This is a genomic window from Roseibium sp. MB-4 (assembly GCF_053005265.1).
Map to the genome: position 1 here is coordinate 38,194 of NZ_JBRKQB010000005.1, position 26,395 is coordinate 64,588.

The window sequence follows — 26,395 nt, forward strand, 5'->3', positions numbered from 1 at the left end:
ATGCTCTACGATATTTTCATTGATCCCTTCGTCCAGATGTACCAGATGCCGGACTTTTTCCTGCAGGTGCTTTGGGAAGGATTTGTTGCCGGGATCCTGTATGCGCTCATTGCGCTTGGATTTGTGCTTATCTTCAAGGCCTCCGGTGTCTTCAACTTTGCCCAGGGCATCATGGTGGTGTTCGCCGGCTTGACGCTTGTGGGCCTTCATGAAAACGGCGTTCCGGCGTATCTGGCCTTGCTGCTGACCATCGGTGTCATGGGTGTGCTGGCCTACAGCGTGGAACGGGTTGTGATGCGTCCGCTGGTCAATCAGCCAGACATCATCTTGCTGATGGCGACCATCGGTCTGACTTACTTCCTGATTGGGTTTGGTGAATTTGTCTTCGGTGGTGAGCCCAAGCAAATGATCACTCAAGAACTTGGCCTGCCAACCGGTTCAACGGCATTTGAATTCGGTGAGCGCGGTCTGGTTATCCTGCAACATATTGATATTGCAGCGGCTGTGATCGCGGTCATCATGGTGGCGTCGCTCGGGATTTTCTTCAACAAGACGCGTATTGGCCGGGCCTTGCGTGCTGTTGCCGATGATCACCAGGCAGCGCTTTCCGTCGGCATTTCGCTTAATCAGATCTGGGCAATTGTCTGGTTCGCAGCAGGCCTGGTTGCGCTTGCAACGGGGATCATGTGGGGCGCGCGCTCCGATGTGTCCTTCGCGCTGGAAATCGTCGCCTTCAAGGCCTTGCCGGTCTTGATCCTCGGGGGCTTTACCTCGATCCCAGGCGCGATTGTTGGCGGCCTTATCATCGGGTTCGGCGAAAAGATCGGTGAACTTTACTGGGGTGGTCTTGTCGGCGGCGGCATCGAGTCGTGGCTCGCCTACATCATCGCACTCATTTTCCTGCTGTTCCGGCCTCAAGGGCTGTTCGGCGAAAAGATCATCGAGCGGGTTTGACACCATGTTTTATCGCGAAGCTGGCCAATTCAAAACAAGTTACCAGGCGGACCAGGCGCTTATGCCGATCCGTCAGGACCGGATCGGTCTTGCGGCAATCCTGCTGATCGCATTTGTCGCCATTCCGTTCTTTGCCAACGACTTCTTTCTGACGTCCATCATGATCCCGTTCCTGGTATTTTCGCTGGCGGCGATCGGGCTGAACGTTCTGACGGGGTTCTGTGGGCAGTTGTCACTCGGCACCGGCGCCTTCATGGGTGTCGGAGCCTATGCTGCCTACAAACTGACAACCATCTTCCCGGACGCCAACGTTATCTTGATGGTGTTGTTGTCCGGCGTGTTCTCCGCTGGAGTTGGCGCAATCTTTGGTCTTCCGAGCTTGCGCATCAAAGGCCTCTACTTGGCTGTGACCACACTAGCGGCCCAGTTCTTCCTGGAGTGGTGCTTCATCCGCATTGGCTGGCTCTACAACTACAATGCTTCCGGGGCGATCGAAGTCCCGCATCGTGAAGCCTTCGGTCTCGTGGTGTCAGGTGCGGAATCGTCTCCACTTGTGCGTTACTTTATCGTTCTGACAATCACCGTCGGCATTGCGATGTTGATGGCGAACGTCTTGCGCGGCCGGATCGGACGGTCCTGGATGATGATCCGCGACATGGACATCGCGGCGGAACTGATGGGCATCCGCCCCTTGCAAACCAAGCTGTTGGCTTTTGCCGTGTCGTCTTACATCTGCGGTGTGGCAGGTGCGATGATGGTGTTCTTCTGGCTCAACGCGGCTGAACCGTCATCCTACTCCATCCAGCTGTCCTTCCAGGTGCTGTTCATGGTGATCTTGGGTGGCTTGGGCAGCCTAGCAGGTGCCTTCATGGGGGCGGCGTTCATCTGGATCCTGCCGGTCTTCCTGAAGTTCATTCCGGGTGTTCTCGGATTTGACGTGGCAGCAGAAGCGGTCGAGCATGTCACCTTCATGATCGTCGGTGCATTGATCATCTTCTTTCTGATCGTCGAGCCGCACGGGTTTGCCCGGCTGTGGCAGATCGGGAAACAAAAGCTCAGGGTCTGGCCGTTCCCGTACTAAGGCGGCCAGCCTTATACCCGCCATCCGGACTTGGACCAGTCCGGGGAGGAATGGCGTCACTGGTCTGGCGGTACCGGATCGTCCGGTCCGCATGGGAGGAGTACAAAATGAACTTCAAGCAACTTGCTCTGGGAACAGCTGTTGCCGTCGGTGTGGGCTTGTCGGGTGCTATGACGCCTGTTGCCCAGGCCGAAGACACCAACTATGTTCCGCTGCTGACTTACCGGACCGGTCCGTTCGCAGCTTCAGGTATTCACATTGCCAACGGCATGCACGACTATCTGAAAATGCTCAATGAGCGCGATGGTGGTATCGGCGGTGTCAAGCTGGCCCTCGAAGAGTGCGAAACCGGTTACAACGCGCAAAAGGGCGTGGAGTGCTACGAAGCAACCAAAGGCAAAGGTGCGCTTGTCTATAACCCGTATTCAACGGGCATCACGCTCCAGCTGATCCCGAAGGCCAGCGTTGACAAGATCCCGGTTCTCTCCATGGGTTACGGTCTGTCTGCGGCCGCAGACGGCAACACATTCCCTTGGGTCTTCAATGTGCCGGACACATACTGGGACGGTGCTTCCGTGGTCATCAAATACATTGGTGAACAGGAAGGTGGCCTGGACAATCTGAACGGCAAAAAGATCGGTTACATCTTCCTGGATGCCGGTTACGGCCGTGAGCCGATCCCGCTTCTTGAACAGCTCGCAGAAAAGCATGGCTTTGAGCTCCTGAAGTACCCGGTTGGTCTGAAGGAAATGCAGAACCAGTCCTCACAGTGGCTGAACGTGCGCCGTGACCGTCCGGACTACATGATCATGTGGGGCTGGGGCGCAATGAACCCGACCGCTATCAAGGAAGCCGTCAAAATCCGTTACCCGATGGACAAGTTCATTGGTGTGTGGTGGTCCGCAGGCGATGACGATGCGGCTGCAGGCGGTCAGGATGCCAAAGGCTACAAGGCTCTGAACTTCTCTGGCGTTGGCCGTGACTTCCCGGCTCTGGATGACATTCAGAAGTATGTCATTGACGCTGGTCTGTCTTCCACGGACGGCGAGACACTGGGTCAGACGCTCTACAACCGTGGTGTGTTGAACTCCGTAATCGTTGCCGAAGGCATTCGGACTGCTCAGGAGCTGACCGGTAAGAAAGTGATCACCGGTGAAGATATGCGGATGGGTCTGGAAGCCTTGAACCTTGATGAAGCTCGTCTTGCGGAACTTGGCCTTAAAGGTTTTGCACATCCGATGAAGGTGACCTGTGAAGACCACTCCGGCAGCCATCCTGTGTTCGTTCAAGAGTGGAACGGCACAAAGTGGCAGCAGGCATCTGGCTGGATTGAACCGATGACCGACGTCGTTCGTCCGCTTATCGAAGCTGCGGCCAAAGAATACGCCGAGAAAAACGCTCCGTGGCCTGCACGGACTGAACCCTGCCCGAACTGATTGGCAGCCCGCTCCGCCGCACCACTGCGGCGGAGCCACTCAGGAGAGGACGGAATGGCTTTATTGGATGTAGAAACGCCGAACACGGAAGCTGCCGCTGAGCCGGCTGAAACGATCCTGTCGGTCAACAATATCGAAGTGATTTATGACCACGTGATCCTGGTGCTCAAGGGCGTGTCCCTGACTGTACCAAAGGGTGGGATCGTGGCTCTGCTCGGGGCGAACGGCGCCGGCAAATCAACCACATTGAAGGCCATATCCAATCTGCTCGGCGCTGAGCGCGGAGATGTGACAAAGGGCAAGATCCTGTTTGAAGGGGAAGAAGTTCAAGCACTGTCTCCAAATGATCTGGTCCGCCGCGGGTGTATTCAGGTCATGGAAGGCCGGCACTGCTTTGGTCACCTTTCAATTGAAGAAAACCTGCTGACAGGTGCTTACACCCGCAAGGACGGGCACGCTGCGGTAAAGGCAGATCTGGAGATGGTTTATGACTATTTCCCGCGTTTGAGAGAACGCCGCCAGAGCCAGGCGGGGTACACCTCAGGCGGTGAGCAACAGATGTGCGCCATTGGCCGGGCCCTGATGAGCCGGCCGAAGATGATCCTGCTGGATGAACCGAGCATGGGCCTTGCGCCGCAGCTCGTGGAAGAGATTTTCGAAATTGTTCGCAAGCTCAACCAAAACGAAGGTGTTTCCTTCCTCTTGGCTGAGCAGAACACCAACGTTGCGCTCAAATACGCAACCTACGGCTATATTATGGAATCCGGACGGATTGTTCTTGATGGGGCTGGGAAATCCCTTCTGGAGAACGAAGACGTCAAGGAATTCTACCTTGGTGTTGGCGGCGAAGGACGCCGCTCCTTCAAGGACGTCAAACACTACAAACGAAGAAAGCGCTGGCTGGCCTAAACAAAGGCTTACAGGCGGAGACGACCATGAGCAATCAACCATATGAGGCGCGCGAGCAGCAAAGCCCTGCTCAGCGCGAACAGGATCTCTTTGCCCGGCTACCGGAGCAACTGAGTGGCGCCATGCAGTCTGCCCCAGGGTGGGCGGCGCAATTGGATGGTGTCGATGCGCATTCCGTAACAGACCGTGCGGCGCTTGCAAAACTACCGGTCTTGCGCAAATCCGAGATGCTCGAGAAGCAGAAAGCGGCTCCTCCGTTTGGTGGCTTCCTATCGCAAAACGGTGTCACGGCCGCGCGCGTTTTCATGTCGCCTGGACCGATCTGGGAACCTCAAGCACCCGGTCTGGATCCGTGGAACGGGGCGCGGGCGTTGCACGCTGCAGGCTTCAAGATGGGCGATACCGTTCTCAACGCCTTCTCTTACCATTTGACACCTGGCGGGTTCATCCTGGATCAGGCTGCGATTGCGATGGGCTGCTCCGTGTTTCCTGCCGGTGTTGGCAACACGGAAATGCAAGTGGAAGCGGTCGAAGTGTTAAAGCCGACCGGTTTCACGGGAACGCCAGACTACCTCAAGGTTCTCCTCGACCGTGGGGCAGAGCAGGGCCGGGACATGTCCTCCATCAAGGTTGCGCTGGTCTCCGGCGGAGCCTTGTTCCCGGCCTTGCGCGAGGAATATGCATCCAAGGGTATATCCGTTGCGCAGTGTTATGCGACGGCCGACCTCGGTGTCATTGCATATGAGACCGAAGCGCGCGAAGGCATGGTGGTCAATGAGGACTACATTGTTGAGATTGTGCGCCCAGGAACCGGAGAGCCTGTTGCCGATGGCGAAGTCGGTGAGCTTGTGGTCACCAACTTCAACCCCCTCTACCCGTTGATCCGGTTTGGAACTGGGGACCTGTCGATGGTTATGCCCGGTCAGTCGCCCTGCGGGCGGACCAACATGCGGCTGGCCGGGTGGATGGGACGGGCCGATCAGCGGACCAAAATTAAGGGTATGTTCGTCGACCCGTCCCAAATCGCCCAGATCCTCAGCAGCCATCCGGAAGTCAAGAAAGCACGCTTATCTGTCAGCCGTGCCGGGGCAAGTGATGCCATGAAGTTATCTGTCGAGACGGAGGTCACGGGCAACGGGCTTGCTGAGCGTGTTGCAGATACCTTGCGGGATGTAACCCGTTTGAAGGGAGATGTAGAACTTGTGTCTCTCGGGACGCTGCCGAACGACGGGAAAGTCATCGCTGACGAACGCGACTACGGCTAAGCCTTCCAGTCGCCTGGTCGGTGTCTGATAAGAAAAGATCATCTGCGCCGGTGATGCCGCATTGGCCTTCCGCAGTCGTTGTCCTATGTATGGGCGAAAGTGACGCAAAGCGTAAGGGTAATGAAAGCAGATGAACGTTCAACCGACAGCTCCCATCCTCGATCACGCGGCTGAGTTTCAAAAAGTCCGCCTGCCTGAGGGACACCCGGATGTGAAAGCCGGAAAGGTCGGCGTCCTTCTTGTCAATCTCGGCACGCCGGATGCGACAGACTACTGGCCAATGCGCCGGTATCTTCGCGAGTTCTTGTCGGACAAACGCGTGATCGAATGGCCTAAGGCGATTTGGTATCCGATCCTCTATGGCATTGTTCTGATGACCCGCCCGGGGAAATCCGGCAAGGCCTATGAAGAAATCTGGAACCACGAGAAGAATGAGTCGCCCCTGCGCACCATTACCCGCAGTCAGTCGGACAAGCTCACTGAAATGCTGGGCGATGCCAATGGCTGGCTGAAAGTGGACTGGGCGATGCGCTATGGCCAGCCGTCAATCCCCGATAAGCTGAAAGCGCTGAAGGATGCCGGCTGCGACAGAATTCTCGTGTTTCCGCTTTACCCGCAGTATTCGGCCACAACCACGGCCACTGTGAATGACGTAGTCTGCAAAACCCTGATCGACATGCGCTGGCAGCCGGCAATCCGGACTGTGCCGCCCTATCATGATGATCCGATCTACGTGAACGCCCTGGCGAAATCGGTCGAGAGACATCTGGAAAGCCTGGATTTTGAGCCGGAAACGATCCTTACGTCCTACCACGGTATCCCGCAGTCCTATTTCAAGCGCGGCGATCCTTACCATTGCCACTGTATGAAAACGACGCGCTTGATGCGTGAGGTGCTGGGCATGGACGAAACGAAATTGCGTACCACGTTCCAGTCCCGTTTTGGGCCTGAAGAGTGGCTTCAACCCTACACCGACAAGACCGTAGAACACCTTGCCAAAAACGGCATGAAGAACATTGCGGTCATGAACCCTGGGTTCGTGTCGGATTGCCTTGAAACGCTCGAAGAAATCGCTGGCGAGGCTGGCGAGATCTTTGAAGAGGCCGGCGGCGAAAACTTCACCCATATCCCATGCCTCAACGACAGCGATCTGGGAATGGATGTTCTGAACACGATCGTTCGCCGCGAGCTCGGCGGTTGGATTTGATCTGAATTGGAAGTTGAAGTTCATCGGGCGTTGCGAACAGCAATGCCCGGTGTGTTGAGGCCGTCATAATCCAGCCAGGCTCAAGCGCCTAATATCATTTTGAAAACAGTCACACCACGTTGACGCTGGGTGTTTCGTCTGGAACAACCCGACCTCACGTCGTAGTGTGTTGTCAGATAATGATTTTAGGAGGCTGAAATGCCTATTGCCGGATTTGATATTGTTTTGATCGGCGTACTTTTGCTGGTCATCCTTGTGTTCTTTGCCGGGGTCAAAACAGTCCCGCAAGGATACAATTACACGATTGAGCGTTTTGGGCGGTACCGTAAGACACTGACCCCAGGACTGAACTTCATCATCCCGTTCATCGACCGGATCGGTCACAAGCTGAACATGATGGAGCAGGTCCTGGATGTTCCCTCGCAAGAGGTGATTACCCGGGACAACGCGACCGTGACGGCCGATGGTGTCACGTTTTATCAGGTGCTTGATGCCGCCCGGGCAGCCTATGAAGTTCTGGGTCTACAGAACGCGATCCTCAATTTGACAATGACAAATATCAGGTCGGTCATGGGATCCATGGATCTTGATAGTCTTTTGTCCAACCGCGACGAAATCAATGCCCAAATCCTGAGGGTTGTGGACGCCGCCGCAGAGCCGTGGGGTATCAAGATCACCAGGATTGAGATCAAGGACATCAATCCGCCGCGTGATCTTGTTGATGCTATGGGCCGGCAGATGAAGGCCGAGCGGGAAAAACGGGCATCGATCCTTGAAGCGGAAGGCAAACGTCAGTCCGAAATCTTAAAGGCAGAAGGCGAGAAGCAATCGCTCATCCTTGAGGCAGAAGGGCGCAGAGAATCAGCGTTCCGGGACGCGGAAGCCAGAGAGCGTGAGGCGGAAGCCGAGGCCAAAGCAACGCAAATGGTCAGTGAGGCCATCGCCAATGGTGATGTGCAGGCGATCAACTACTTCGTTGCCAATAAATACGTTGAAGCCTTTACGGCGCTGGCTACGTCCCGCAACCAAAAGACCCTGATTTTGCCGATGGAAGCAACCTCCTTGCTTGGCTCGTTGAGCGGTATCGGCGAGATCGCGAAGGAAGCTTTTGGTGATGGCGATAAACCTCAACGGTCATCATCTGGGGTGCCGGTTACACGTACATCGCCCGGAGAACAGCAATGAGTCTCACAGAGAGCATCATACAGGCGCTCGGCTCATGGAGCTGGGTCGTCCTGGGGTTGATCCTTCTGGGACTGGAAATCCTGGCTCCTGGCACGGTCTTCCTATGGTTTGGACTATCTGCCATTGTGGTCGGGATTGTTGCGCTTCTCTTCGATTTCAGCTGGCAAGTTCATGTCGGCCTCTTTGTTGTCCTCTCAATTGTCAGCTTGCTGATTGGTCGTAAGCTGATGCTGAAAGCGGCTTCGGAGACCGGGGATCCAGGGTTGAACAAGCGCGGCAGCCGGTACATTGGACGTGAATTCACCCTCACGACGCCGTTAAGCGAAGGCGCCGGCAAGCTGTCAATTGATGATACGATTTGGCGGATTTCAGGCCCAGATTTGCCAGCAGGCACAAAAGTGCGTGTCGATGGTGTCGACGGCGCTCGGTTGGTTGTGTCCGATGTTAACGGGGAGAGCACGTCTTAGCCCCGTCGTAGATCGCAACACTGGCTCAGAGCTTGTGACCTGGCGGGATCGGTGGTTCTTCGGCCATCAATAGGATGCCAACCCGCCGGTTGGCAGCAAGATAAGGATCGTTCGGGAACAAAGGTTCTGTGTCCGACTTTCCAACCACCGAATAGAATTGTCCGTCCGGCACACCATACTCTGAGAGAATCTGGCGGGCGACATTGGCACGCTCCGTCGACAGGTCCCATCCAGTGTAACTGGGGTCTACCGTTGCTGCACCCGCAGTTGTGTGACCGGTGATCTCGATCCGGTTGGGCATTCGCGCAAGCACCGGTGCCATCTTCGCGATCAGCCGGCGTGTGGTCTCGTAAGGATATTTCGACCCTTCACGGAACATGGACCGGCCATCCTGATCAACCAGCATGATGTTCAGGCCTTCCTCGGTCTCTTCCAAAATGATGTTGGTCGAAACTTCCGTGATTTCCGGCATTTCCTGCCAGGCTTGCCGAAGGGAGGCCGCGGCGGTTGCGAACTGACGTGGTTTTTCGATTTCCGCTTCCATCGTGTCGTGCGTGTTGGCTTCCGGGCCTTGTTTGCGGCGCTTTTCGTGGCGCTCTTGTGCAAAGTCTGAGTCCAGTTCCTGCTCGACCTGGCTGATATCTTTCATATAGTCCCGGATCGGGATGCCTTCGACTTCGATGATCCCGGTACGGCGAGAGTTTTCTTTCACGCCAAACGCTTCGCGCATCGAACCGGCGACGACCTGAAGTTTTTCTTTATCTTGAATGGAAAACGAGATGATCAGAACGAAGAAACACACGAGGAGTGACATCAAATCGGCGAACGTCACCAGCCAATCCGGTGCGCCGCCTCCCCCTTGTGGTTTCTTTCTTGCCATAACGCGTTACTCGCCCCTAAGCCAACTTAAGCAGCTTCTGCCAGATCAGCCCGGGCTTTTTCCGGCAGATATGCGACCAGCATTTCCTTGATCAGGGCAGGGCTCTTGGATTCTCGGATTTGGCAAACACCATCGATGATCAGGGTTTGGTTCAATTCATCGACATCAAACTTTGCATCCAGCTTGTCGACCATCGGCAGGCACAAGATGTTGGAAATCAATGCGCCATAGAGCGTTGTCAAAAGAGCAACCGCCATGGACGGGCCGATCGCGGCCGGATCGTCCATGTTCGCAAGCATTTGGACGAGACCGACCAGCGTACCGATCATGCCGAAGGCCGGTGCCGAATCCCCAAGGGCTTTCATCACACGTTTGCCCTCCGACAAACGGCTTAATTGAAGGTCGCGTTCGCGCTCCATGGCTTCCTTGATGAATTCCAATTCGTATCCGTCGGCGATGTATTGCACGCCCTTTGCAAGGACAGGATCTGAAACGTCGACGTTCTCAAGACCGAGCGGACCGGACTTGCGAACTATTTCACCGAGGTTGGTAATTTCAGAGATGAGGTCGCGCGGGCTTGCGCTTTTCCCGGACAACGCAACCTTGAAGGCGGTCGTGAACGCCGCTGCGATATCGGAAACCTGAAATCGGATAAGGGTCGCGGCAAGGCCGCCACCGATAACGATCAGCATAGATGGAACATCGACGAATTGGCCGAAACTGCCGCCAAGAAAAATAGCGGTAATAACGATGGCAAACGCACCGATAATTCCAAGTAGGGTCGCGAGATCCATACGAAACACACCAAGGTCTCGGGCGAAAGGCCCAGTCAAACTTGGGAGCAGTGTAGGCTCGCTATGGCTAATCAAATGCTAATGCTGCCACTAAAATTTCGCAGCGCTGAGAAAATGTCAGAATCCGTGACCTACTTGTGAACGCAAAGCTTTCGTCTAAGCGGCACCAGCTCGAAGAAGGTCATGCATGTGAACAATTCCAACCGGTCGGCCGTCTTCTACGACAAAGACAGTCGTGATCGAGGAACTGTTCAGGAGTTCCAGGATTGAGGCGGAAAGTGTCCCTGGATGCACAGTCTTCGGCCCGCGTGTCATGATGTCACCAGCCGTTTTTTCCAGAAGGTTGGATGTCACATGGCGGCGCAAATCACCATCGGTGATGATACCCATCAACTGGTTCAACTCGTCTACGACACCCAGAACGCCAAAGCCTTTTTGTGACATGACAACAATACCGTCGGTCATGGGTGTAGCTGCCGGGACAAGTGGTAGCGACTCACCAAGATGCATGATGTCTTTTGCCGTCTTGAGGCTGGCGCCAAGGCGGCCACCAGGGTGAAAGACCTTATAGTCCTGAACGGTAAACCCGCGCCCCTCGAGAAGCGCCACCGTCAAAGCATCGCCGAGGGCAAGCTGTACCAGAGCAGATGTTGTTGGTGCCAGCCCGTGCGGGCAGGCTTCAGCCACACTTGGCAGCTTTAGAATAATGTCCGCGGCTTGGCCGAGCGTGCTGTCCTGCCGTGATGTGATGGCAACCAATGGAACTTTAAAGCGCCGTGTGTAGGCCACAAGGCTGGCAAGTTCCTGTGTTTCACCGGACCAGGACAATGCAAGGACAACATCATCTTGGGTAATCATCCCGAGATCGCCGTGACTTGCCTCCGTGGCATGGACGAAGAACGCAGGCGTTCCTGTTGAGGCAAGGCTTGCCGCGATCTTGGTCCCAATATGGCCGCTCTTGCCGATGCCCGAGACAATGACACGCCCGGAAATGCCTTGGATCAGGCTGCAGGCTTTCTGGAAAGGCGCCGCAAGCCCATCTTTCAGAGCCACCCGCAATGCGCTCAGCCCTGCCATTTCGGTTTCTAGGGCCCGCTCAGCGGAAACGATATACTCCATGTGCAGCTCTGAGCTTTCCGAAGTGTTGGGGTCTTGAGCTGGGCTGGTCATGGATCGCGGTCTTTCTTGCTTTTCGGCGCTAGAATTAGGCCACAGCAGGCTTTCGTTCAAGAACCTGTTTATTTTATGTCCATATCCAGCAGCTATGGTTAATCAGCGTTGGCATTTTGCAATATGGAAACGAAGCATTAACCATCATTCGTCAGGTTGGGCGGGTATAATCTGACCGCTTTCTGGCTGTGAATGACCCGTTTTTTAACATGCATCATCTGTTTCGCGCTTAGCCTGGCGCTTGCGGAACCGTCGTTCGCTCAGACGGCGGTGCCGGGTCTGCGTGGTTCGGATGATCCTGGACGTGTCAATGCTGCAGATGTTGATGGCCGGGAAGAAGCAGAAACACCGGCAGGTGTGAACCCGACACAATCAAACGTTTTTGCCCTACGCCCTTCCGTTAATATTGCGGAAGAAGAGGATGGATCAACGGGACTCGGTGCAGCCGGACGTGTCCAGCCGGTGCGGCCATTCTCCGACAGGATAACTGCCGTAACGCGTGCCGTCCCTCTCGCTCAGGGCGGAATCGACGATACTGTCTTTGGAGGTGACACCACGTTCGATGCGCCGGACGGGATTCGCCTCGGCTCGTTCATTTTGACACCGCAATTGACCCTCACCGCTGGCTATACCGACAACACCTCAAGATCAGCAACTGGTGGTGCGGGCAGTCTTTACAGAATCGCCCCGGACATTTCTCTGACTTCGGATTGGGTCCGGCACCAGTTTGATGCTTCCCTGCGCGGCAGTTACATCGGTTATCCTGGAAATCCGGATGACGATGACATTTTCGGGTCGGCCGCTGCGGGCCTGCGTCTAGATATTACCGAGGCAACACGGGTTGATGCGGACATCAGCTACGGCATTAGCCGGGAAGAAGATGGGAGCGCCGAGTCTCTCGGGAATGACACCTTCATTCATGAAGGCAATATCGATCTTGGTGTCACGCGCAATGTCGGTCTTCTTGCTGCGACTGCAGCCGTTGGCGCAGATCGCAGGGTCTATGATTCAGATAGCACCATCGAGAGCGGGCGGGACAACACAGTCTATTCCGCGAGTTTGAGGCTCGGCAGCAACGCCGGAGGCTTGTTGTCACCGTTTGCTCAAGGCTCGCTCCTTTTCCGCCGGTTCGATCAAACCTGCAGCGACAGTATCTGCGAAATCCGGGATGCAGACGGGTATGAGCTTCGTGGCGGTCTTGCCATTGCGGCCGGCCCGAAACTTGTCGGCGAAGTCAGCGCCGGTTGGCGTTTGGAAGACATTGAAGACAGCCGTTTGAAAAATCTGTCGGGACTTGTGATTGACGGATCTCTGGTCTGGTCGCCCAGCCGCCTGACAACGGTCACAGCTGGTGTTGGAACGAGTTTTGATGCGACGGATATCGACAATGCCAGCGGCTCCATTATTTACTCTGGAGATCTTCGGCTTGCGCACGCCTTCAGCGACCGCTGGGTAGGCGAGGCTGGGCTTGGTTACAGCTATCGGACATATGAAGGCGTTTCGATCGAGGAAAACACGCTGACCGGTTTTGGTGGAATGACATACGCGTTGACGCAAAACGTTGCGCTCACTGCAAATTACATTCATCGCCGCTTTGAGAGTTCCCAAGACGGTGGTGATTACACCGAAAACGCCATTGAAGCCGGCCTTCGTTTCCGGCATTAACTACACAGTAACCAAAAACAGATCATTTGGACGAGGCGGGGCGACACTACGGTTAGGGCATTAGGAGGCCCGTATGCGGGATATTTTTCGGCAAACGACACGTGTGATCGGCGGAATGCCTTCGGTTTTTTCCTTCAAACCAGTGCTGCGCAACAGCCTACGAGCGCTTGTTATTGCGGTTGGCAGTCTGAGCGCCAGTACCGCCTTCGCTACGAGCGGCGGGGCGTCGGATCCCGGTTTTACCCGATTTATCAAGGATTTCTGGCCGACAGCCCGGTCTGCTGGCATCACCGCACAGACCTACAATGCGGTCTTCACGGGCATGCAGCCCGACAACGATACGATCCGCCTGATGAGCAAGCAGTCGGAGTTCGTAAAGCCGATTTGGGAATACCTCGATAGCGCAGTTTCCGATACCCGTGTCGAAAAGGGCCGTGAGCTTCTGACCGAGTACGATGGTGTCCTGCGCCAAATCGAAGCCCGCTACGGTGTCGACCGTGAGGCCGTGCTCGCCATTTGGGGCATGGAAACCAACTACGGCGGCTTCATGGGCCGTCACAACGTTATTCAGGCGCTCGCGACACTGGCTTATGCCGCGCCGAGGCGGACAGACTTCTGGCGCAAAGAACTCGTAACGGCACTTGCGATTGTTCAGGCCGGGCATGTGAAATTCTCTGAGATGGAAGGCTCCTGGGCAGGAGCAATGGGGCATACCCAATTCATGCCGTCCAGCTGGAAAGCCTATTCGGCGGATTACAACGGTGATGGAAAGCGGGATATCTGGACCTCCATTCCAGATGCTCTAGCGTCCACCGCCTACTATTTGAAACGCCATGGTTGGCAGACGGGCAAAACGTGGGGCTATGAAGTCCAGCTCCCGAACGGTTTTGACTACAATCTTGCCGATGGTGAGAAGACACTCACACTTGGTGAATGGCAGCGTTATGGCATCCGCCGGGTTAATGGCCGCGGGTTCCCGCGTCCATCCGACAAGGGCATCCTTGTCTTGCCTGCCGGCGCCTCCGGCCCCGCCTTTCTGATGCTGCGCAATTTTTATGTGATCAAGCGGTACAACAATGCAACGGCTTATGCCCTGGCAGTTGGCCATCTGGCGGATCGTATTATCGGTGGTGGACCTCTCGCCGGAAACTGGTCGAAGGAACATCTGCCACTAACACGGTCTGAAACGACCGAGTTGCAGGCGCTTTTAAACCAGAAGGGCTTTTCTGTTGGGGCTGCCGACGGCAAAGTCGGTCCGGCCACACGCCGGGGTATCCGGGCCTATCAGCGATCAAAGGGCATGGTGCCGGATGGGCATCCGTCAGTTGTTTTGCTGGCGCACCTGAAAACAGGCCGCTAAACTGGCCCGAACACGGATCGGTGTCGGGACGCGAACAGTGGCTTTCAAATCTTCACTTCGACGTTTGACGCAGATGGCTCGGCCATATGCGTTGCCGTTCGCACTTGCCCTGGCACTTCTTGTTTGTCCGGCTGGGCCAACTGGCTGGTTTCAAAGAGAGGCCATGGCTGAAGAGCCGATAGTGCTTGCTCAGAATAATGGATTTCGGGGCTTCAACCCGTTCGCCCCAATTCAGCGTTTGTTTGGTGGTGGCCGTGAGAAAAAACGGCAAGCTCCAGTTCAGCAGGCTCCAAAAGTGGTTCGGCCTGCCGGCCTCCCGCCGCGTTTTGAGGAAGTGGAAAAAGACCCCGACGCCGGTCTGATCCTTGTGGTCGGAGACCGGATGGCACGGGGTGTGGCCGACGGTCTGCGATTTACGCTGGCGCAACAACCAAAAATCAAGGTTGAGGAAATCACCGAAGACCGGAAGGGTTTTGCAGGTGCAGAGCCGCCGGACTGGGCCACACGTACGCTCTCCCGTATTCGGGGCGCGGATGTCAAAGCTGTTGTTGTGATGATGGGCTGGCGCGACCGGAACGAAGAATTTCCGGGCGAGCCACCGATCGAATATATGACGGCCGAATGGCTTGAATCCTATCGCAAGAAGGTCATGGCGCTGGTTCGCAGTGTTCGGCAGGAAAAGCTGCCAATTGTCTGGGTCGGGTTGCCACCCACCAATGACGAACTTCTCAATGGCGATTTCACCCAACTGAACTCTATCTTTGCCGGGGCAGCGGAAGAGCGGCGTGTCCGATATGTTGATTTGTGGGATATCTTCCTCTCAGAGGATGGCGCCTACACATCCTTTGGTCCCAATGTGGACGGTAAGAACACCCGCCTTCGGACCAATGACCGGATCGCATTCACCTGGGCCGGGTACCGAAAAGTTGCGTTTTTTGTCGAACGCGAGTTGTCTCGTCTTCTTGGCGGCTATGGTGGACTGGCGTTCGAAGGTGTCGAGGATGACCCCAATTTCATCGTCTTGACGGGCCGGACAACATCACCTGAAGGTTTTTTGCTTGGCGGCGAGGACGATGCCGAAATTGACACCAGCAGCACGGCCTACCGGTTCTTCGTTGAAGGCGAGCCGCTTGCGCCGGTGTCCGGGCGTGTTGATGATCCGCGCATGATCGGGAACGACAGCGTGTCCTCCATGGTAGAGGCGGAAGCCGGAGACACATGAGTTTCTGTTCCGGGTCAGATGTACATTTCAACATAACAAAAAAGCCGCCGGACATCCGGCGGCTTTTGCATGTCGTCTCTGACGTGTTTCGATCAGCGCGGCAGGTCGCTTGACCCGGTCAAGTACTCGTCTACCGCGCGCGCTGCCTGGCGGCCCTCACGGATTGCCCAGACGACCAGCGACTGCCCTTTGCGAACATCTCCCGCAGCAAACACCTTGTCGATCGATGTTTTATAGTCGTCAGTGTTGGCCTTGACGTTGGTGCGGCCATCCAGTTCGAGTTTCTCACCGGCCTGTGCGATGTAGGTGTCCAGGCGTGGTCCGGAAAAACCGATCGCTGCAAAGACCAGATCGGCACGCAGGATGAATTCCGTGCCTTCAATCGGCTTGCGCTTCTCGTCAACACGGGCGCATTTCACACCGGTTACGACACCATCTTCATCTGCGACCAGACCGAGCGTTGCAGCAGAAAACTCGCGCTCTGCCCCTTCCGCCTGAGAAGAGGATGTGCGGAACTTGGTTGGCCAGTAAGGCCAGATTGTCAGCTTGTCTTCTTTCAGAGGCGGGATCGGCCGAATGTCGAGCTGCGTGACTGAAAGCGCACCCTGACGGAATGCAGTTCCAACACAGTCGGATGCGGTATCGCCGCCGCCAATGACGACAACATGCTTGCCGCCGGCCCAGATCGGGGCTTCGTCGCCTTCCGGTTCGCCGCCAACGCGGCGGTTCTGTTGAACCAGGTAGTCCATTGCCCAATGGCAGCCCTGAAGGTCCATGCCTTCAACGCCAGGATCGCGCGGACGTTCAGCACCGGCGCACAGGATTACAGCATCGTGGCGTTCGGTGAGCTCGTCCATGCTGACGGTGACGCCGACATCGACGTTGTAGTGGAAGGTGACACCCTCGCCCTCCATCTGTTTGATGCGGCGGTCGATGAAGTGCTTTTCCATCTTGAAGTCCGGAATGCCGTAGCGCAGCAGACCGCCGGCCTTTGGCTCCCGTTCATAGACGTGGACCGTATGGCCGGCCCGGGCGAGTTGCTGGGCCGCGGCCATGCCTGCGGGGCCTGAACCGATGATGGCAACGGCTTTGCCTGTCTTCGTGGCGGACGGTTCCGGGGCAATCCAGCCTTCTTCCCAGCCCTTGTCGGCAATCGCCTGCTCGATGCTCTTGATGTTGACCGGAATGTCTTCAAGGTTCAGCGTGCAGGCTTCTTCGCACGGGGCCGGGCAGATACGTCCGGTGAACTCCGGGAAGTTGTTGGTCGAATGCAGGTTGCGCAGCGCGATGTCCCAGTCGCCTTGAAAGACCAGATCATTCCAGTCCGGGATCTGGTTGTTGACCGGACACCCGCTTGGTCCATGGCAGAACGGGATGCCGCAGTCCATACAACGTGCCGCCTGGTTGGCGACTTCCTGATCGTTGAGCGGGATCGTAAATTCGCGGAAATGGCGAATGCGGTCAGAAGCTGGTTGGTACTTCTGTTCCTGACGATCGATTTCCAAAAAACCGGTTACCTTGCCCAAGGCGACCTCCTCAAATTTGTGCGTCCTCAAGGTGGCTGCAATCGGCCGCTATCGGCGGCCGAGAGCCATTTTGTTCAATGTGCCGGTTACTCCGCCGCGACCATGCCGAGGCGTTGCTCTTCCATTTCCCGCAATGCACGGCGGTACTCGACCGGCATGACCTTCACGAATTTCGGCCGGTAAGTGGCCCAATCGTCCAGGATCGCTGCTGCCTTGGTTGAGCCGGTCAGCTCCTTGTGCTTGGTCAGCATCTGCCGCAGGCGCTCATCATCATGACGTGTCATGTCGCAGGACAGGTCTACACGGCCTTTGTGCTCAATGTCACCGCCATGGTGATGCAGCTTCTCAAGCAAATCGTCTTCTTCGGTGACTGGCTCAAGTTCCACCATTGCCAGGTTACAACGGGATCCGAAGGTTCCATCCTCATCGAGAACGTAGGCGATGCCGCCGGACATGCCAGCTGCGAAGTTACGTCCTGTCTGACCAATCACCACGACAACGCCGCCAGTCATATATTCACAGCCGTGATCGCCGACGCCTTCGACAACGGCGACCGCACCGGAGTTGCGGACTGCGAACCGCTCACCTGCAACGCCGCGAAAGTAGCATTCGCCCTCAGTTGCACCGTAAAGCACGGTGTTGCCGACAATGATGGAGTCTTCGGCAACGATCCGGGTGTTTTCCGGTGGGCGGACAATGATTTTGCCGCCGGACAGACCTTTGCCGACATAGTCGTTGGCATCGCCTTCCAGGTCCATTGTGACACCTTTGGCAACAAATGCGCCAAACGCCTGACCCGCTGTACCCTTGAGCTTGACTGTCAGCGTGTCCGGTTTTTTGAGGCCTTTGTTGCCGTAGCGCTTGGCAATCTCGCCAGACAGCATAGCGCCAACCGACCGGTCCACCGAACAAATGGTCTCTTCGATCGTCGACGGTTCCTTGGTGTCCAGCGTGTTTTGGGCAGCTGCAATCAAGCGGCGGTCGAGTATGTCGATGATCGGGTGCTCTTGGCGCTCAGTCCAGCGGGTTTCTTCCGGCTTTGCGTCCGGCTGGAAGAAGATCCGGGAGAAATCAAGGCCGTTGGCTTTCCAATGATTGAGCGCGGCTTCCTTGTCGAGGAAGTCGGAGCGGCCAATGAGGTCATCGAGTTTTTCAACGCCGAGGGATGCCATTAGTTCACGGACTTCTTCGGCAACGAAGAAGAAGTAGTTGATGACGTGCTCCGGAGTGCCCTTGAAGCGCTTGCGCAGAACCGGATCCTGCGTCGCAATCCCAACCGGGCAGGTGTTCAAATGGCATTTGCGCATCATCAGACAGCCGGCCGCGATCAGAGGTGCGGTCGAGAAGCCGAACTCATCCGCGCCCAGAAGAGCGCCGATGATCACGTCACGGCCCGTGCGAAGCCCACCGTCAACCTGCAAGGCAACACGTGAGCGCAAGCCGTTCAGAACGAGGGTCTGCTGGGTCTCTGCAAGGCCAATCTCCCACGGAGAGCCGGCATGCTTGAGCGAGGTCAGCGGTGATGCACCGGTGCCGCCGTCAAAGCCTGAAATGGTGATGTGGTCTGCCCGTGCCTTGGCAACGCCTGCGGCCACGGTCCCGACGCCGACCTCGGAGACTAGCTTCACCGAGATGTCCGCGACCGGATTTACGTTTTTCAGGTCGTAGATCAGCTGTGCCAAATCTTCGATGGAATAGATGTCATGGTGCGGGGGAGGCGAGATAAGGCCAACGCCCGGGGTCGAATGACGGACTTTTGCGATCACCGCATCCACCTTGTGGCCCGGCAACTGACCGCCTTCGCCAGGCTTTGCACCCTGAGCAACCTTAATCTGGATCATGTCGGAGTTGACCAGATATTCGGTTGTCACGCCGAAACGTCCCGAGGCGACCTGTTTGATGGCCGACCGTTGCGGGTTCATGGTGCCATCGGGGAGCGGATTGAAACGTTCTGGCTCTTCGCCACCTTCACCGGTGTTGGACTTGCCGCCAATCTTGTTCATGGCGACGGCAAGGCTGGAATGGGCTTCTTTCGAAATCGACCCGAACGACATTGCGCCGGTGACGAACCGCTTGACGATGTTCTCAGCGGGCTCAACCTTGGAGATGTCGATTTCGGAGCGGCCGATTTCCTCTGCATTTTTGATGCGGAAATGGCCACGGATCGCGAAGCGTCCGCTTTCCTGATTCACTTCTTTTGCGAACGTCCGGTACATGTCCGGTAGCTTGGAGCGGACAGCATGTTGCAGGTTTGCAATGGAATCTGGCGTCCACATGTGGTTTTCGCCGCGGATCCGGTAAGCGTATTCGCCGCCAACATCCAGCGACCGGCGCAGAATTGCCACATCGCCGAATGCCTCGGAATGGCGCTGAACGGTTTCCTGGGCAACTGCACTCAGGCCAATGCCTTCGATCATGGTCGCTGTGCCGAAGAAGTACTTCTCGACGAATTCAGAAGACAAACCAACGGCGTCAAAAATCTGGGCACCGCAGTAGGACTGGTAGGTCGAGATGCCCATCTTGGACATGACCTTCAAGATGCCCTTGTCGATCGACTTGATGTAGCGCTCGACGACTTCGTACTGATCAACTTCTTCCGGGAAGTCCATCTCCATGTGCATGGAAAGAAGGGTTTCGAAGGCAAGATACGGGTTGATGGCTTCGGCACCAAAACCGGCAAGAACACAGAAATGGTGCACTTCACGGGCTTCACCGGTTTCAACCACCAAGCCGACAGATGTGCGAAGGCCCTTGCGGATCAGGTGGTGATGGACCGCAGCTGTCGCCAAGAGGGCCGGGATCGCAATCCGCGATCGGTTAATCATGCGATCCGACAGAATGATGATGTTGTATCCGTCAAGCACCGCTTTTTCGGCGCGCTCGCAGAGTTCGGCCAATGCGCCTTCCATTCCTTCAGCGCCTTTATCGGCGTTGTAGGTGATGTCCAGGGTTTTGGCCGAGAACTGATTGTCGGCGATGTCGCCGATCACCCGGATTTTTTCCAGATCTTCGTTGGTCAGAATTGGCTGACGGACTTCCAGGCGTTTGGATGTCGACAAACCTTTCAGGTCAAACAAGTTCGGGCGCGGCCCGATGAATGAGACCAGGCTCATCACCAGCTCCTCACGGATCGGGTCGATCGGCGGGTTGGTGACTTGAGCGAAGTTCTGTTTGAAGTAGGTATAAAGCAGCTTAGATTTGTCCGACAACGCCGAGATTGGCGTGTCGGTGCCCATGGAGCCAATAGCTTCTTGACCGACTGTTGCCATCGGGGTCATCAAAAGCTTGATGTCTTCCTGGGTGTAGCCAAAGGCCTGCTGACGGTCGAGCAGGCTTTCGCCTGCGACCGGGGCCATCTGGCGGACGCCCGGCAGATCTTCCAGAACGATCTGTGTCTTGTGCAGCCAGTCTTTATATGGGTTGGCCGTGGACAGCTGGCGCTTGATTTCGTCGTCAGAGACGATCCGACCTTCTTCCAGGTCGATAAGCAGCATCTTGCCCGGTTGCAGGCGCCATTTCTGGACGATCTTTTCTTCTTCAACCGGCAGAACGCCAACTTCGGAAGACATGATGACGAAGTCGTCTTCAGTCACGATGTAGCGGGCCGGGCGCAGACCGTTCCGGTCAAGCGTCGCACCGATCTGGCGGCCATCGGTGAAGGCAACAGCAGCCGGGCCGTCCCACGGCTCCATCAATGCAGCGTGGTACTCGTAAAAGGCACGGCGATTGTCATCCATCAGCGGGTTGCCGGCCCAAGCCTCCGGGATCAGCATCATTGCAGCATGGGCGAGCGAGTAACCGCCCATCACCAGGAATTCGAGCGCATTGTCGAAACAGGCTGTGTCTGATTGGCCTTCATAGGAAATCGGCCAGAGCTTCGAAATGTCGTCTCCCAACAGCGCGGATGAAACCGATGCCTGGCGGGCAGCCATCCAATTGACGTTGCCGCGGAGCGTGTTGATTTCGCCGTTATGGGCGACCATCCGGTAGGGGTGGGAGAGGTCCCAGGACGGGAACGTATTGGTCGAGAAACGCTGGTGAACCAGCGCGAGAGCAGAGGTGAACCGCTCATCCTTCAGGTCGCTGTAGTAAGCGCCAAGCTGATAGGCGAGGAACATGCCCTTGTAGACAATGGTCTGGCTCGACAGCGAGACGATGTAGAAGCCTTTCGTGACCGCATCTGTTTCCGCGCGAACGGTATTGGAGATCACTTTGCGCAGAACATAAAGCCGGCGCTCGAACGCATCCTGATCGTCGCCATTCGAGCGTTTGATGAAGACCTGACGCGATACCGGCTCAGTGGCTGCAATGTCTGGAGCTTTGGAAAGGGACGCGTTGTCGACCGGCACATCGCGCCAGCCAATCAACTCTTGCCCTTCGGCTTTGATGACCCGCTCTACGATTTCTTCGCACTTGGCACGCAGGACATCGTCCTGTGGCAAGAATACAAAGCCTACGCCATAGCCGCCGAATTCCGGAAGCGGTGTGCCAGCGGCAGACATCTCGGCGTCGAAAAAACCGTGCGGGATTTGAACCAGCATTCCGGCGCCGTCGCCCATGAGCGGATCTGCACCAACTGCGCCGCGGTGTGTGAGGTTCTCCAGAACCTGCAGTCCGTCTGCAACGATCTTGTGGGATTTTGCGCCCTTCATGTGCGCAACAAAACCAACACCGCAGGCATCGTGTTCTCGCGACGGATTGTAGAGCCCTTTGTCGGCGGCCGTGCCCAGTCGATCGGCAAGTGTTGTGGCTGTCACGGTGTTTGTCTCCGTCTGGCCTGCTTGCATGGCTGTGCTGGTCGTCAGCTCTGTCTTCGTCATGTGCGCCCTCACTGTTACCCCAGTGTTAGCCGTGGTTTGGAGCGTCGGGTTCCGTTCGGGTCGCATTCCATCAAGAGTGCGGCTCGGTGAACCCTGGCTTTTGCCCCGGCTCTGTCGATGTACTTACTGCAGCGGCTTGTTCTGGCAAACCGTCGCATTGCCGCAGCGCCAGTTAGCGCTGTTGAAACACAATTGCCTCATCTTGCTGGAGGCCCTCCCCGGACCGAGCAAGCGGCTGCTTGGATCTTACATTTATCACGACCGGCGGTCCGGTGGTGTTTCCCTTACCTCAAAAGGACAGTATGCCTGTCCTATTCCAAGCGGGCGGAACATGACAGATTTCATTGCAAGGAGCAAGTGTGTTTCTTTGTCGCTATTATAATTGTTTCGTACGTAAAGTGCCAATCGTCCGGAAACGTCGCGTTGAGTTGGGTTTGAGTAAGAATCTTTCGTTTAATAGTCTAAGGTAGGTGACAGCTCGCAGCAGTGTCACAGGCGTTTGATTTCCCATTGAACGCCAATCCGGCCATGTAACGGGTGTAGCAGCACTTATCCGGCATCGTGGTTGCTGCGCTGATTTTTTGACCAGAGGAGTTTGATATGAAAAACAAGGCTATGTCTGCAGCAGTTGTTGCTGGCGCCGTTGCCACTGCAATTGCAGGTCTTTCGGCGACCACTTCGACACCGGCCCATGCTCAAGCCAAAGAGAAATGCTATGGTGTTTCCCTGAAAGGCCAAAACGATTGTAAAGCCGGTCCGGGCACGACGTGTGCCGGTTCTTCAACCGTTGACTACCAAGGCAACGCTTGGACGCTGGTTCCGAAAGGCACATGCGTGTCCATGGAACTTCCGGACGGCCGCAAGGGATCCTTGACGGAATTGTCTCGCGACCTTCCGGAAGCGTAATTGGAAGAATTCGAATCGGCCATTAACGGGCGATCATACGAACTCAGGCTGGCGGTTTGCGCCGCCCGCCTCACACCGTAGTTCAAGGTCTGGAGCTTGCCATGCGGTCCGACGAACAACCCGTTTCTGCTTTTGGCACTCAGGCGGCCGTTCCGAACCGGCCCGGCGCTGGTTTGAAAGCGGAGCATGTCGACGACATTCTTCAAAGCCACCCGGACATCGGTTTTTTCGAAGTTCACGCTGAAAACTACATGGGCGCCGGAGGGCGGCCGCATCAACAACTCACGGCAATTCGCGACATCTATCCGCTATCGCTTCACGGGGTTGGTCTGTCCATTGGCGGCGAAAGCCCGCTCAACAAAGATCACCTGGCTCGGCTCGCGGAGTTGAACAAACGCTATGAGCCCGGTCTGTTCTCTGAACACCTGGCCTGGTCTACACACGAGACGACCTACTACAATGACCTCTTGCCGGTTCCATACGACCAGGCAACTCTCATACGCGTGTGCGATCACATCGATGAAGTTCAAGATGTGATGGGGCGGCAGATGCTTTTGGAGAACCCGTCCACTTACATTGCCTATGCTCAGAGCACCTTCAGTGAGTTGGATTTCCTTAAGGAGATCACTCGCCGGACAGGGTGTAGTCTGCTGCTTGACGTCAACAACGTCTACGTGTCCTGTACTAACCAGGAACAATCGCCGGCCGTTTACCTGGCCGAATTTCCCATGCAATATGTCGGTGAGATACATCTTGGAGGCCATGCTCCGGATATGGACGAGGCGGGACGTCCGCTGTTGATTGATGCGCATGACCGAGCCGTCGATGATGCTGTTTGGGCTCTCTACAAAGACGTGATTGGAATGCACGGCGCCCTGCCGACATTGATTGAATGGGACAATGATGTTCCTGCATGGCCCGTTTTGCTTCGTGAAGCAGATGCTGCGCAGGAAATCCTGCGTCGTGCCGAAGACGCAGACCTGAAGGCGGTCAGCTGACATGGCACAAGTGTTTGCACTGCCAAGGCTCTCCGCAGCTGACTTTGGCGACGCTCTCATCAATCCGGAACTCGGGACACCCGAAGGCGCTGTCGGACCCGATGGGCTGCCGGACGTGAAACGCTTCAATGTTTATAGGAACAATGTCATCGTCAGCCTTTGCGAGGCGCTGGGCGAGACCTATCCGTCTATCAAAGCGCTCCTCGGTGACGAATATTTTGCGGCTTTGGCCCGTGCGTTTGTCGCAGAACATCAGCCGTCAAACCCTGTCCTGATCTGGTATGGAGAAGCGTTTCCAAATTTTCTTGCCGCATTTCCGCCGCTGAAGGCCTATCCTTATCTGGAAGATGTGGCGCGCCTGGAATGGGCTTGGCTTCAATCCTACCACGCAAAAGACTGTGAAGTTTTTGATCCGGCCGCGCTTGCGACGATCCCGCCCGCAGATCTTGAAGGCGTGAGATTTCAGCGTCACCCGGCGGCAACGATCGTGGCTTCAGAGTGGCCGATCTGGGATCTCGTGAAGGTCAATCGGTTCAAAGATGGAGAGCAATCGCAGATCGATCTCTCTGTTGCTCAGCCTGTGCTGATCGTCCGGCCAGAATTCGATGTCGATGTCCGGGTTTTGGAACCAAGCCATGCCACGTTCGGGGGCGCAATTATTTCTGGGGCAACGTTGGGGGAAGCGGCTGAAACGGCACTTGAAATAGACAGCGGTTTTACACTGGCTGATTGTTTGTCGAACTTTCTATCAAATGGGGCTCTTGCCGGTTTGCAGACCAAAGAACCCGCCTAAGCGGGATCCGGCTAGAAACAACAAAAGAGGCTATGAAGCGGATGGTTATTGGTTTTTTTGTAAGGCTTTACACGTTGGTGTTCGGCGCAATTGAGCGGCTGACTGAGGGCTGGTTTCTGGGTCTTGCCTCCCGGCTTATTTTTGCTGCTGTGCTGTTCCAGTTTTTCTGGAACTCGGCGCTCACAAAAATTGGCGGCAACATCATGAACATCTTCACGCCGACGGCTGGCGCATATGCCCAAATGCTGCCGGCCATGATGGAGCAGGTCAGCTATGACACCAGCCAGATCGCCTTTTTTCCATATGGACTGATTGTCCTCCTCGGAACTTGGGGCGAGTTCATCCTGCCGGTGCTTGTTGTTGTTGGCCTTTTCACCCGCGCGGCGAGCCTTGGCATGATCGTCTTCATAATTGTCATGACTTATGTCGACATCACGGGTCATGGGGCCGATGCCAAGACAATCGGGGCGCTGTTTGACGGAGATCCTTACGCGATTATTGCGGATGATCGGCTGCTGTGGATCTTCCTGCTTCTGGTGCCGACTTTAAAAGGACCGGGTTTGATTTCGCTCGATGCGCTACTGGGTGTCCAGTACCGCAAGCGGGAAATGTACTACTAGGAAATAGCGGTTGCCCGGTTGGGGCCGTGGTGATTTAACGGCCCCATGAATTTTGCCAGTGACAATTGGGCGGGTGCAGCTCCGGCGGTGATGTCGGCGCTGACCCGCCATAATAATGGTCATGCGCCGGCTTACGGCAGTGACCCCTTCACCGAAAGCGTCTCCAACAAGTTCAATGAGCTGTTTGAACGGCAAGTTGCAGTTTTTTTTGTGGCAACAGGGACGGCTGCAAACTCGCTCGCGCTCGCGGCTTACGGCAAACCGGGTGGTGCCATTTTCTGCCACCGCGACTCGCACATTCAGGTCGATGAGTGCAATTGTCCGGAGTTCATGACCAGCGGCGGCAAGCTGGTCAGTGTTTCTGGGCAAAATGGCAAATTTGACGCAAGTGGCTTGATCGAGGCCATGTCCGCTTTCCCCGATGGCGTTGTGCATCATGGTCAGGTCGCAAGTGTCTCGATCAGCCAGGCGACCGAAAGCGGAACAGTCTACACGCTGGAAGAGATGGCTGCGATCAAGGAGGTTGCTGCCTCCCGGTCCGTCCCCTTGCACATGGACGGCGCTCGTTTTGCAAACGCGCTCGTAACGCTTGGATGTTCACCCGCCGACATGACCTGGAAATCCGGGGTGGATGTTCTTTCCTTTGGTGCCACCAAAAATGGGTGCTGGTGCGCGGAAGCAGTCGTCTTCTTCGATCTGGAGGCTGCCAAGGGATTTGAGTACTTCCGCAAGCGCGGCGGGCATCTGTTTTCCAAGAGCCGGTTTGTGGCTGCCCAGTTTGATGGATATTTCAGTGAAGACAGCTGGCTGGATACGGCAGCACACGCCAACGCGATGGCACTAAAACTTGCCGAAGGTATTCGGTCCGCTGGTGGAAGAACCGCCTGGCCTGTTGAAGCCAATGAGCTGTTTCCAATCCTGAAGCGTCGGCAGTTCGAGCAATTGGAAGCCAAAGGCGCAAAAATTTACGAATGGCCGGCGAAAGATATGCCTGAGGACCATGCTCTGCAGGCGGATGAAGTTTGCGTACGAATGGTGTGCAGCTTCGCAACGACCGAAGACGACGTGGCAGCGTTCTTGGGCGCGCTGTCCGAGATATCTTGAGGCTGCGGTAGATACGAAGAGAGGCGCCTGTTT

The 26,395-nt window shown here is 56.1% G+C and carries 21 protein-coding genes; 16 read left to right on the plus strand and 5 right to left on the minus strand.

Features of this window, described 5'->3' with window-relative positions; genetic code table 11:
• From ACVDG4_RS22620 to ACVDG4_RS22655, 8 genes are all read left to right on the plus strand, one after another.
• Positions 1 to 954 (plus strand): branched-chain amino acid ABC transporter permease, encoded by a 954-nt coding sequence (locus ACVDG4_RS22620; protein WP_133951301.1) that lies wholly within the window; start codon positions 1 to 3, stop codon positions 952 to 954.
• Positions 955 to 958: 4 nt separating this feature from the next.
• On the plus strand, positions 959 to 2,035 hold the full coding sequence (locus tag ACVDG4_RS22625; protein ID WP_306147840.1) for a branched-chain amino acid ABC transporter permease: 1,077 nt from the start codon (positions 959 to 961) through the stop codon (positions 2,033 to 2,035).
• Between the two features lie 107 nt (positions 2,036 to 2,142).
• Positions 2,143 to 3,471, plus strand: coding sequence for an ABC transporter substrate-binding protein (locus tag ACVDG4_RS22630; protein ID WP_133951305.1), 1,329 nt, complete (start codon positions 2,143 to 2,145; stop codon positions 3,469 to 3,471).
• 54 nt (positions 3,472 to 3,525) lie between these two features.
• A complete protein-coding gene (locus ACVDG4_RS22635; RefSeq protein WP_008196185.1) occupies positions 3,526 to 4,380 on the plus strand; it encodes an ABC transporter ATP-binding protein in 855 nt (284 codons plus the stop codon).
• 26 nt (positions 4,381 to 4,406) lie between these two features.
• Positions 4,407 to 5,645, plus strand: coding sequence for a phenylacetate--CoA ligase family protein (locus tag ACVDG4_RS22640; RefSeq protein ID WP_447236774.1), 1,239 nt, complete (start codon positions 4,407 to 4,409; stop codon positions 5,643 to 5,645).
• 130 nt (positions 5,646 to 5,775) lie between these two features.
• On the plus strand, positions 5,776 to 6,852 hold the full coding sequence (hemH, locus tag ACVDG4_RS22645; RefSeq protein WP_447236775.1) for a ferrochelatase: 1,077 nt from the start codon (positions 5,776 to 5,778) through the stop codon (positions 6,850 to 6,852).
• Between the two features lie 198 nt (positions 6,853 to 7,050).
• Positions 7,051 to 8,037 carry an SPFH domain-containing protein gene (locus ACVDG4_RS22650; protein ID WP_286183432.1) on the plus strand — a complete coding sequence of 329 codons (987 nt, stop codon included), beginning with the start codon at positions 7,051 to 7,053 and terminating at the stop codon, positions 8,035 to 8,037.
• A complete protein-coding gene (locus ACVDG4_RS22655) occupies positions 8,034 to 8,504 on the plus strand; it encodes an NfeD family protein (protein WP_133951313.1) in 471 nt (156 codons plus the stop codon). The genes ACVDG4_RS22650 and ACVDG4_RS22655 overlap by 4 nt, the downstream gene beginning before the upstream one ends.
• A 25-nt stretch (positions 8,505 to 8,529) precedes the next feature.
• Here the strand turns inward: ACVDG4_RS22655 and ACVDG4_RS22660 are convergent, their stop codons facing one another.
• From ACVDG4_RS22660 to ACVDG4_RS22670, 3 genes are all read right to left on the minus strand, one after another.
• The gene (locus ACVDG4_RS22660) at positions 8,530 to 9,384 is read right to left on the minus strand and encodes an OmpA/MotB family protein (protein WP_133951315.1); all 855 of its coding nucleotides are present in this window, start codon (positions 9,382 to 9,384) and stop codon (positions 8,530 to 8,532) included.
• Positions 9,385 to 9,410: 26 nt separating this feature from the next.
• Positions 9,411 to 10,178: a motility protein A gene (locus ACVDG4_RS22665; RefSeq protein ID WP_133951317.1), complete on the minus strand. Its 768-nt coding sequence runs from the start codon at positions 10,176 to 10,178 to the stop codon at positions 9,411 to 9,413.
• Between the two features lie 156 nt (positions 10,179 to 10,334).
• Positions 10,335 to 11,348 carry a KpsF/GutQ family sugar-phosphate isomerase gene (locus ACVDG4_RS22670; RefSeq protein ID WP_306147837.1) on the minus strand — a complete coding sequence of 338 codons (1,014 nt, stop codon included), beginning with the start codon at positions 11,346 to 11,348 and terminating at the stop codon, positions 10,335 to 10,337.
• A gap of 192 nt (positions 11,349 to 11,540) precedes the next feature.
• Between ACVDG4_RS22670 and ACVDG4_RS22675 the strand changes: the two genes are divergently transcribed.
• From ACVDG4_RS22675 to ACVDG4_RS22685, 3 genes are all read left to right on the plus strand, one after another.
• Positions 11,541 to 13,013 (plus strand): outer membrane beta-barrel protein, encoded by a 1,473-nt coding sequence (locus tag ACVDG4_RS22675; protein WP_447236776.1) that lies wholly within the window; start codon positions 11,541 to 11,543, stop codon positions 13,011 to 13,013.
• Between the two features lie 73 nt (positions 13,014 to 13,086).
• Positions 13,087 to 14,373 (plus strand): lytic murein transglycosylase, encoded by a 1,287-nt coding sequence (locus tag ACVDG4_RS22680; protein WP_447236777.1) that lies wholly within the window; start codon positions 13,087 to 13,089, stop codon positions 14,371 to 14,373.
• Positions 14,374 to 14,536: 163 nt separating this feature from the next.
• On the plus strand, positions 14,537 to 15,595 hold the full coding sequence (locus ACVDG4_RS22685) for an SGNH/GDSL hydrolase family protein (protein WP_447236778.1): 1,059 nt from the start codon (positions 14,537 to 14,539) through the stop codon (positions 15,593 to 15,595).
• Positions 15,596 to 15,687: 92 nt separating this feature from the next.
• Here the strand turns inward: ACVDG4_RS22685 and ACVDG4_RS22690 are convergent, their stop codons facing one another.
• Together ACVDG4_RS22690 and gltB are read right to left on the minus strand one after the other, a co-directional pair.
• On the minus strand, positions 15,688 to 17,121 hold the full coding sequence (locus ACVDG4_RS22690; RefSeq protein WP_447236779.1) for a glutamate synthase subunit beta: 1,434 nt from the start codon (positions 17,119 to 17,121) through the stop codon (positions 15,688 to 15,690).
• Between the two features lie 86 nt (positions 17,122 to 17,207).
• Positions 17,208 to 22,007, minus strand: coding sequence for a glutamate synthase large subunit (gltB, locus tag ACVDG4_RS22695; protein WP_447236780.1), 4,800 nt, complete (start codon positions 22,005 to 22,007; stop codon positions 17,208 to 17,210).
• A 534-nt stretch (positions 22,008 to 22,541) separates the two neighbouring features.
• Between gltB and ACVDG4_RS22700 the strand changes: the two genes are divergently transcribed.
• The 5 genes from ACVDG4_RS22700 to ACVDG4_RS22720 all read left to right on the plus strand — a co-directional run bounded on the left by ACVDG4_RS22700 (position 22,542) and on the right by ACVDG4_RS22720 (position 26,362).
• A complete protein-coding gene (locus ACVDG4_RS22700) occupies positions 22,542 to 22,847 on the plus strand; it encodes a BufA1 family periplasmic bufferin-type metallophore (RefSeq protein WP_133951331.1) in 306 nt (101 codons plus the stop codon).
• A gap of 101 nt (positions 22,848 to 22,948) precedes the next feature.
• Entirely contained in the window at positions 22,949 to 23,845 is an 897-nt protein-coding gene (gene bufB, locus ACVDG4_RS22705; RefSeq protein ID WP_447236781.1) for an MNIO family bufferin maturase, read from the plus strand.
• Between the two features lies 1 nt (position 23,846).
• Entirely contained in the window at positions 23,847 to 24,638 is a 792-nt protein-coding gene (locus ACVDG4_RS22710) for an HvfC/BufC N-terminal domain-containing protein (RefSeq protein WP_447236782.1), read from the plus strand.
• Positions 24,639 to 24,679: 41 nt separating this feature from the next.
• Positions 24,680 to 25,258: a DoxX family protein gene (locus ACVDG4_RS22715; RefSeq protein WP_133951337.1), complete on the plus strand. Its 579-nt coding sequence runs from the start codon at positions 24,680 to 24,682 to the stop codon at positions 25,256 to 25,258.
• Positions 25,259 to 25,303: 45 nt separating this feature from the next.
• Positions 25,304 to 26,362 (plus strand): threonine aldolase family protein, encoded by a 1,059-nt coding sequence (locus tag ACVDG4_RS22720; RefSeq protein ID WP_447236783.1) that lies wholly within the window; start codon positions 25,304 to 25,306, stop codon positions 26,360 to 26,362.
• The last annotated feature ends 33 nt before the right edge of the window (positions 26,363 to 26,395 follow it).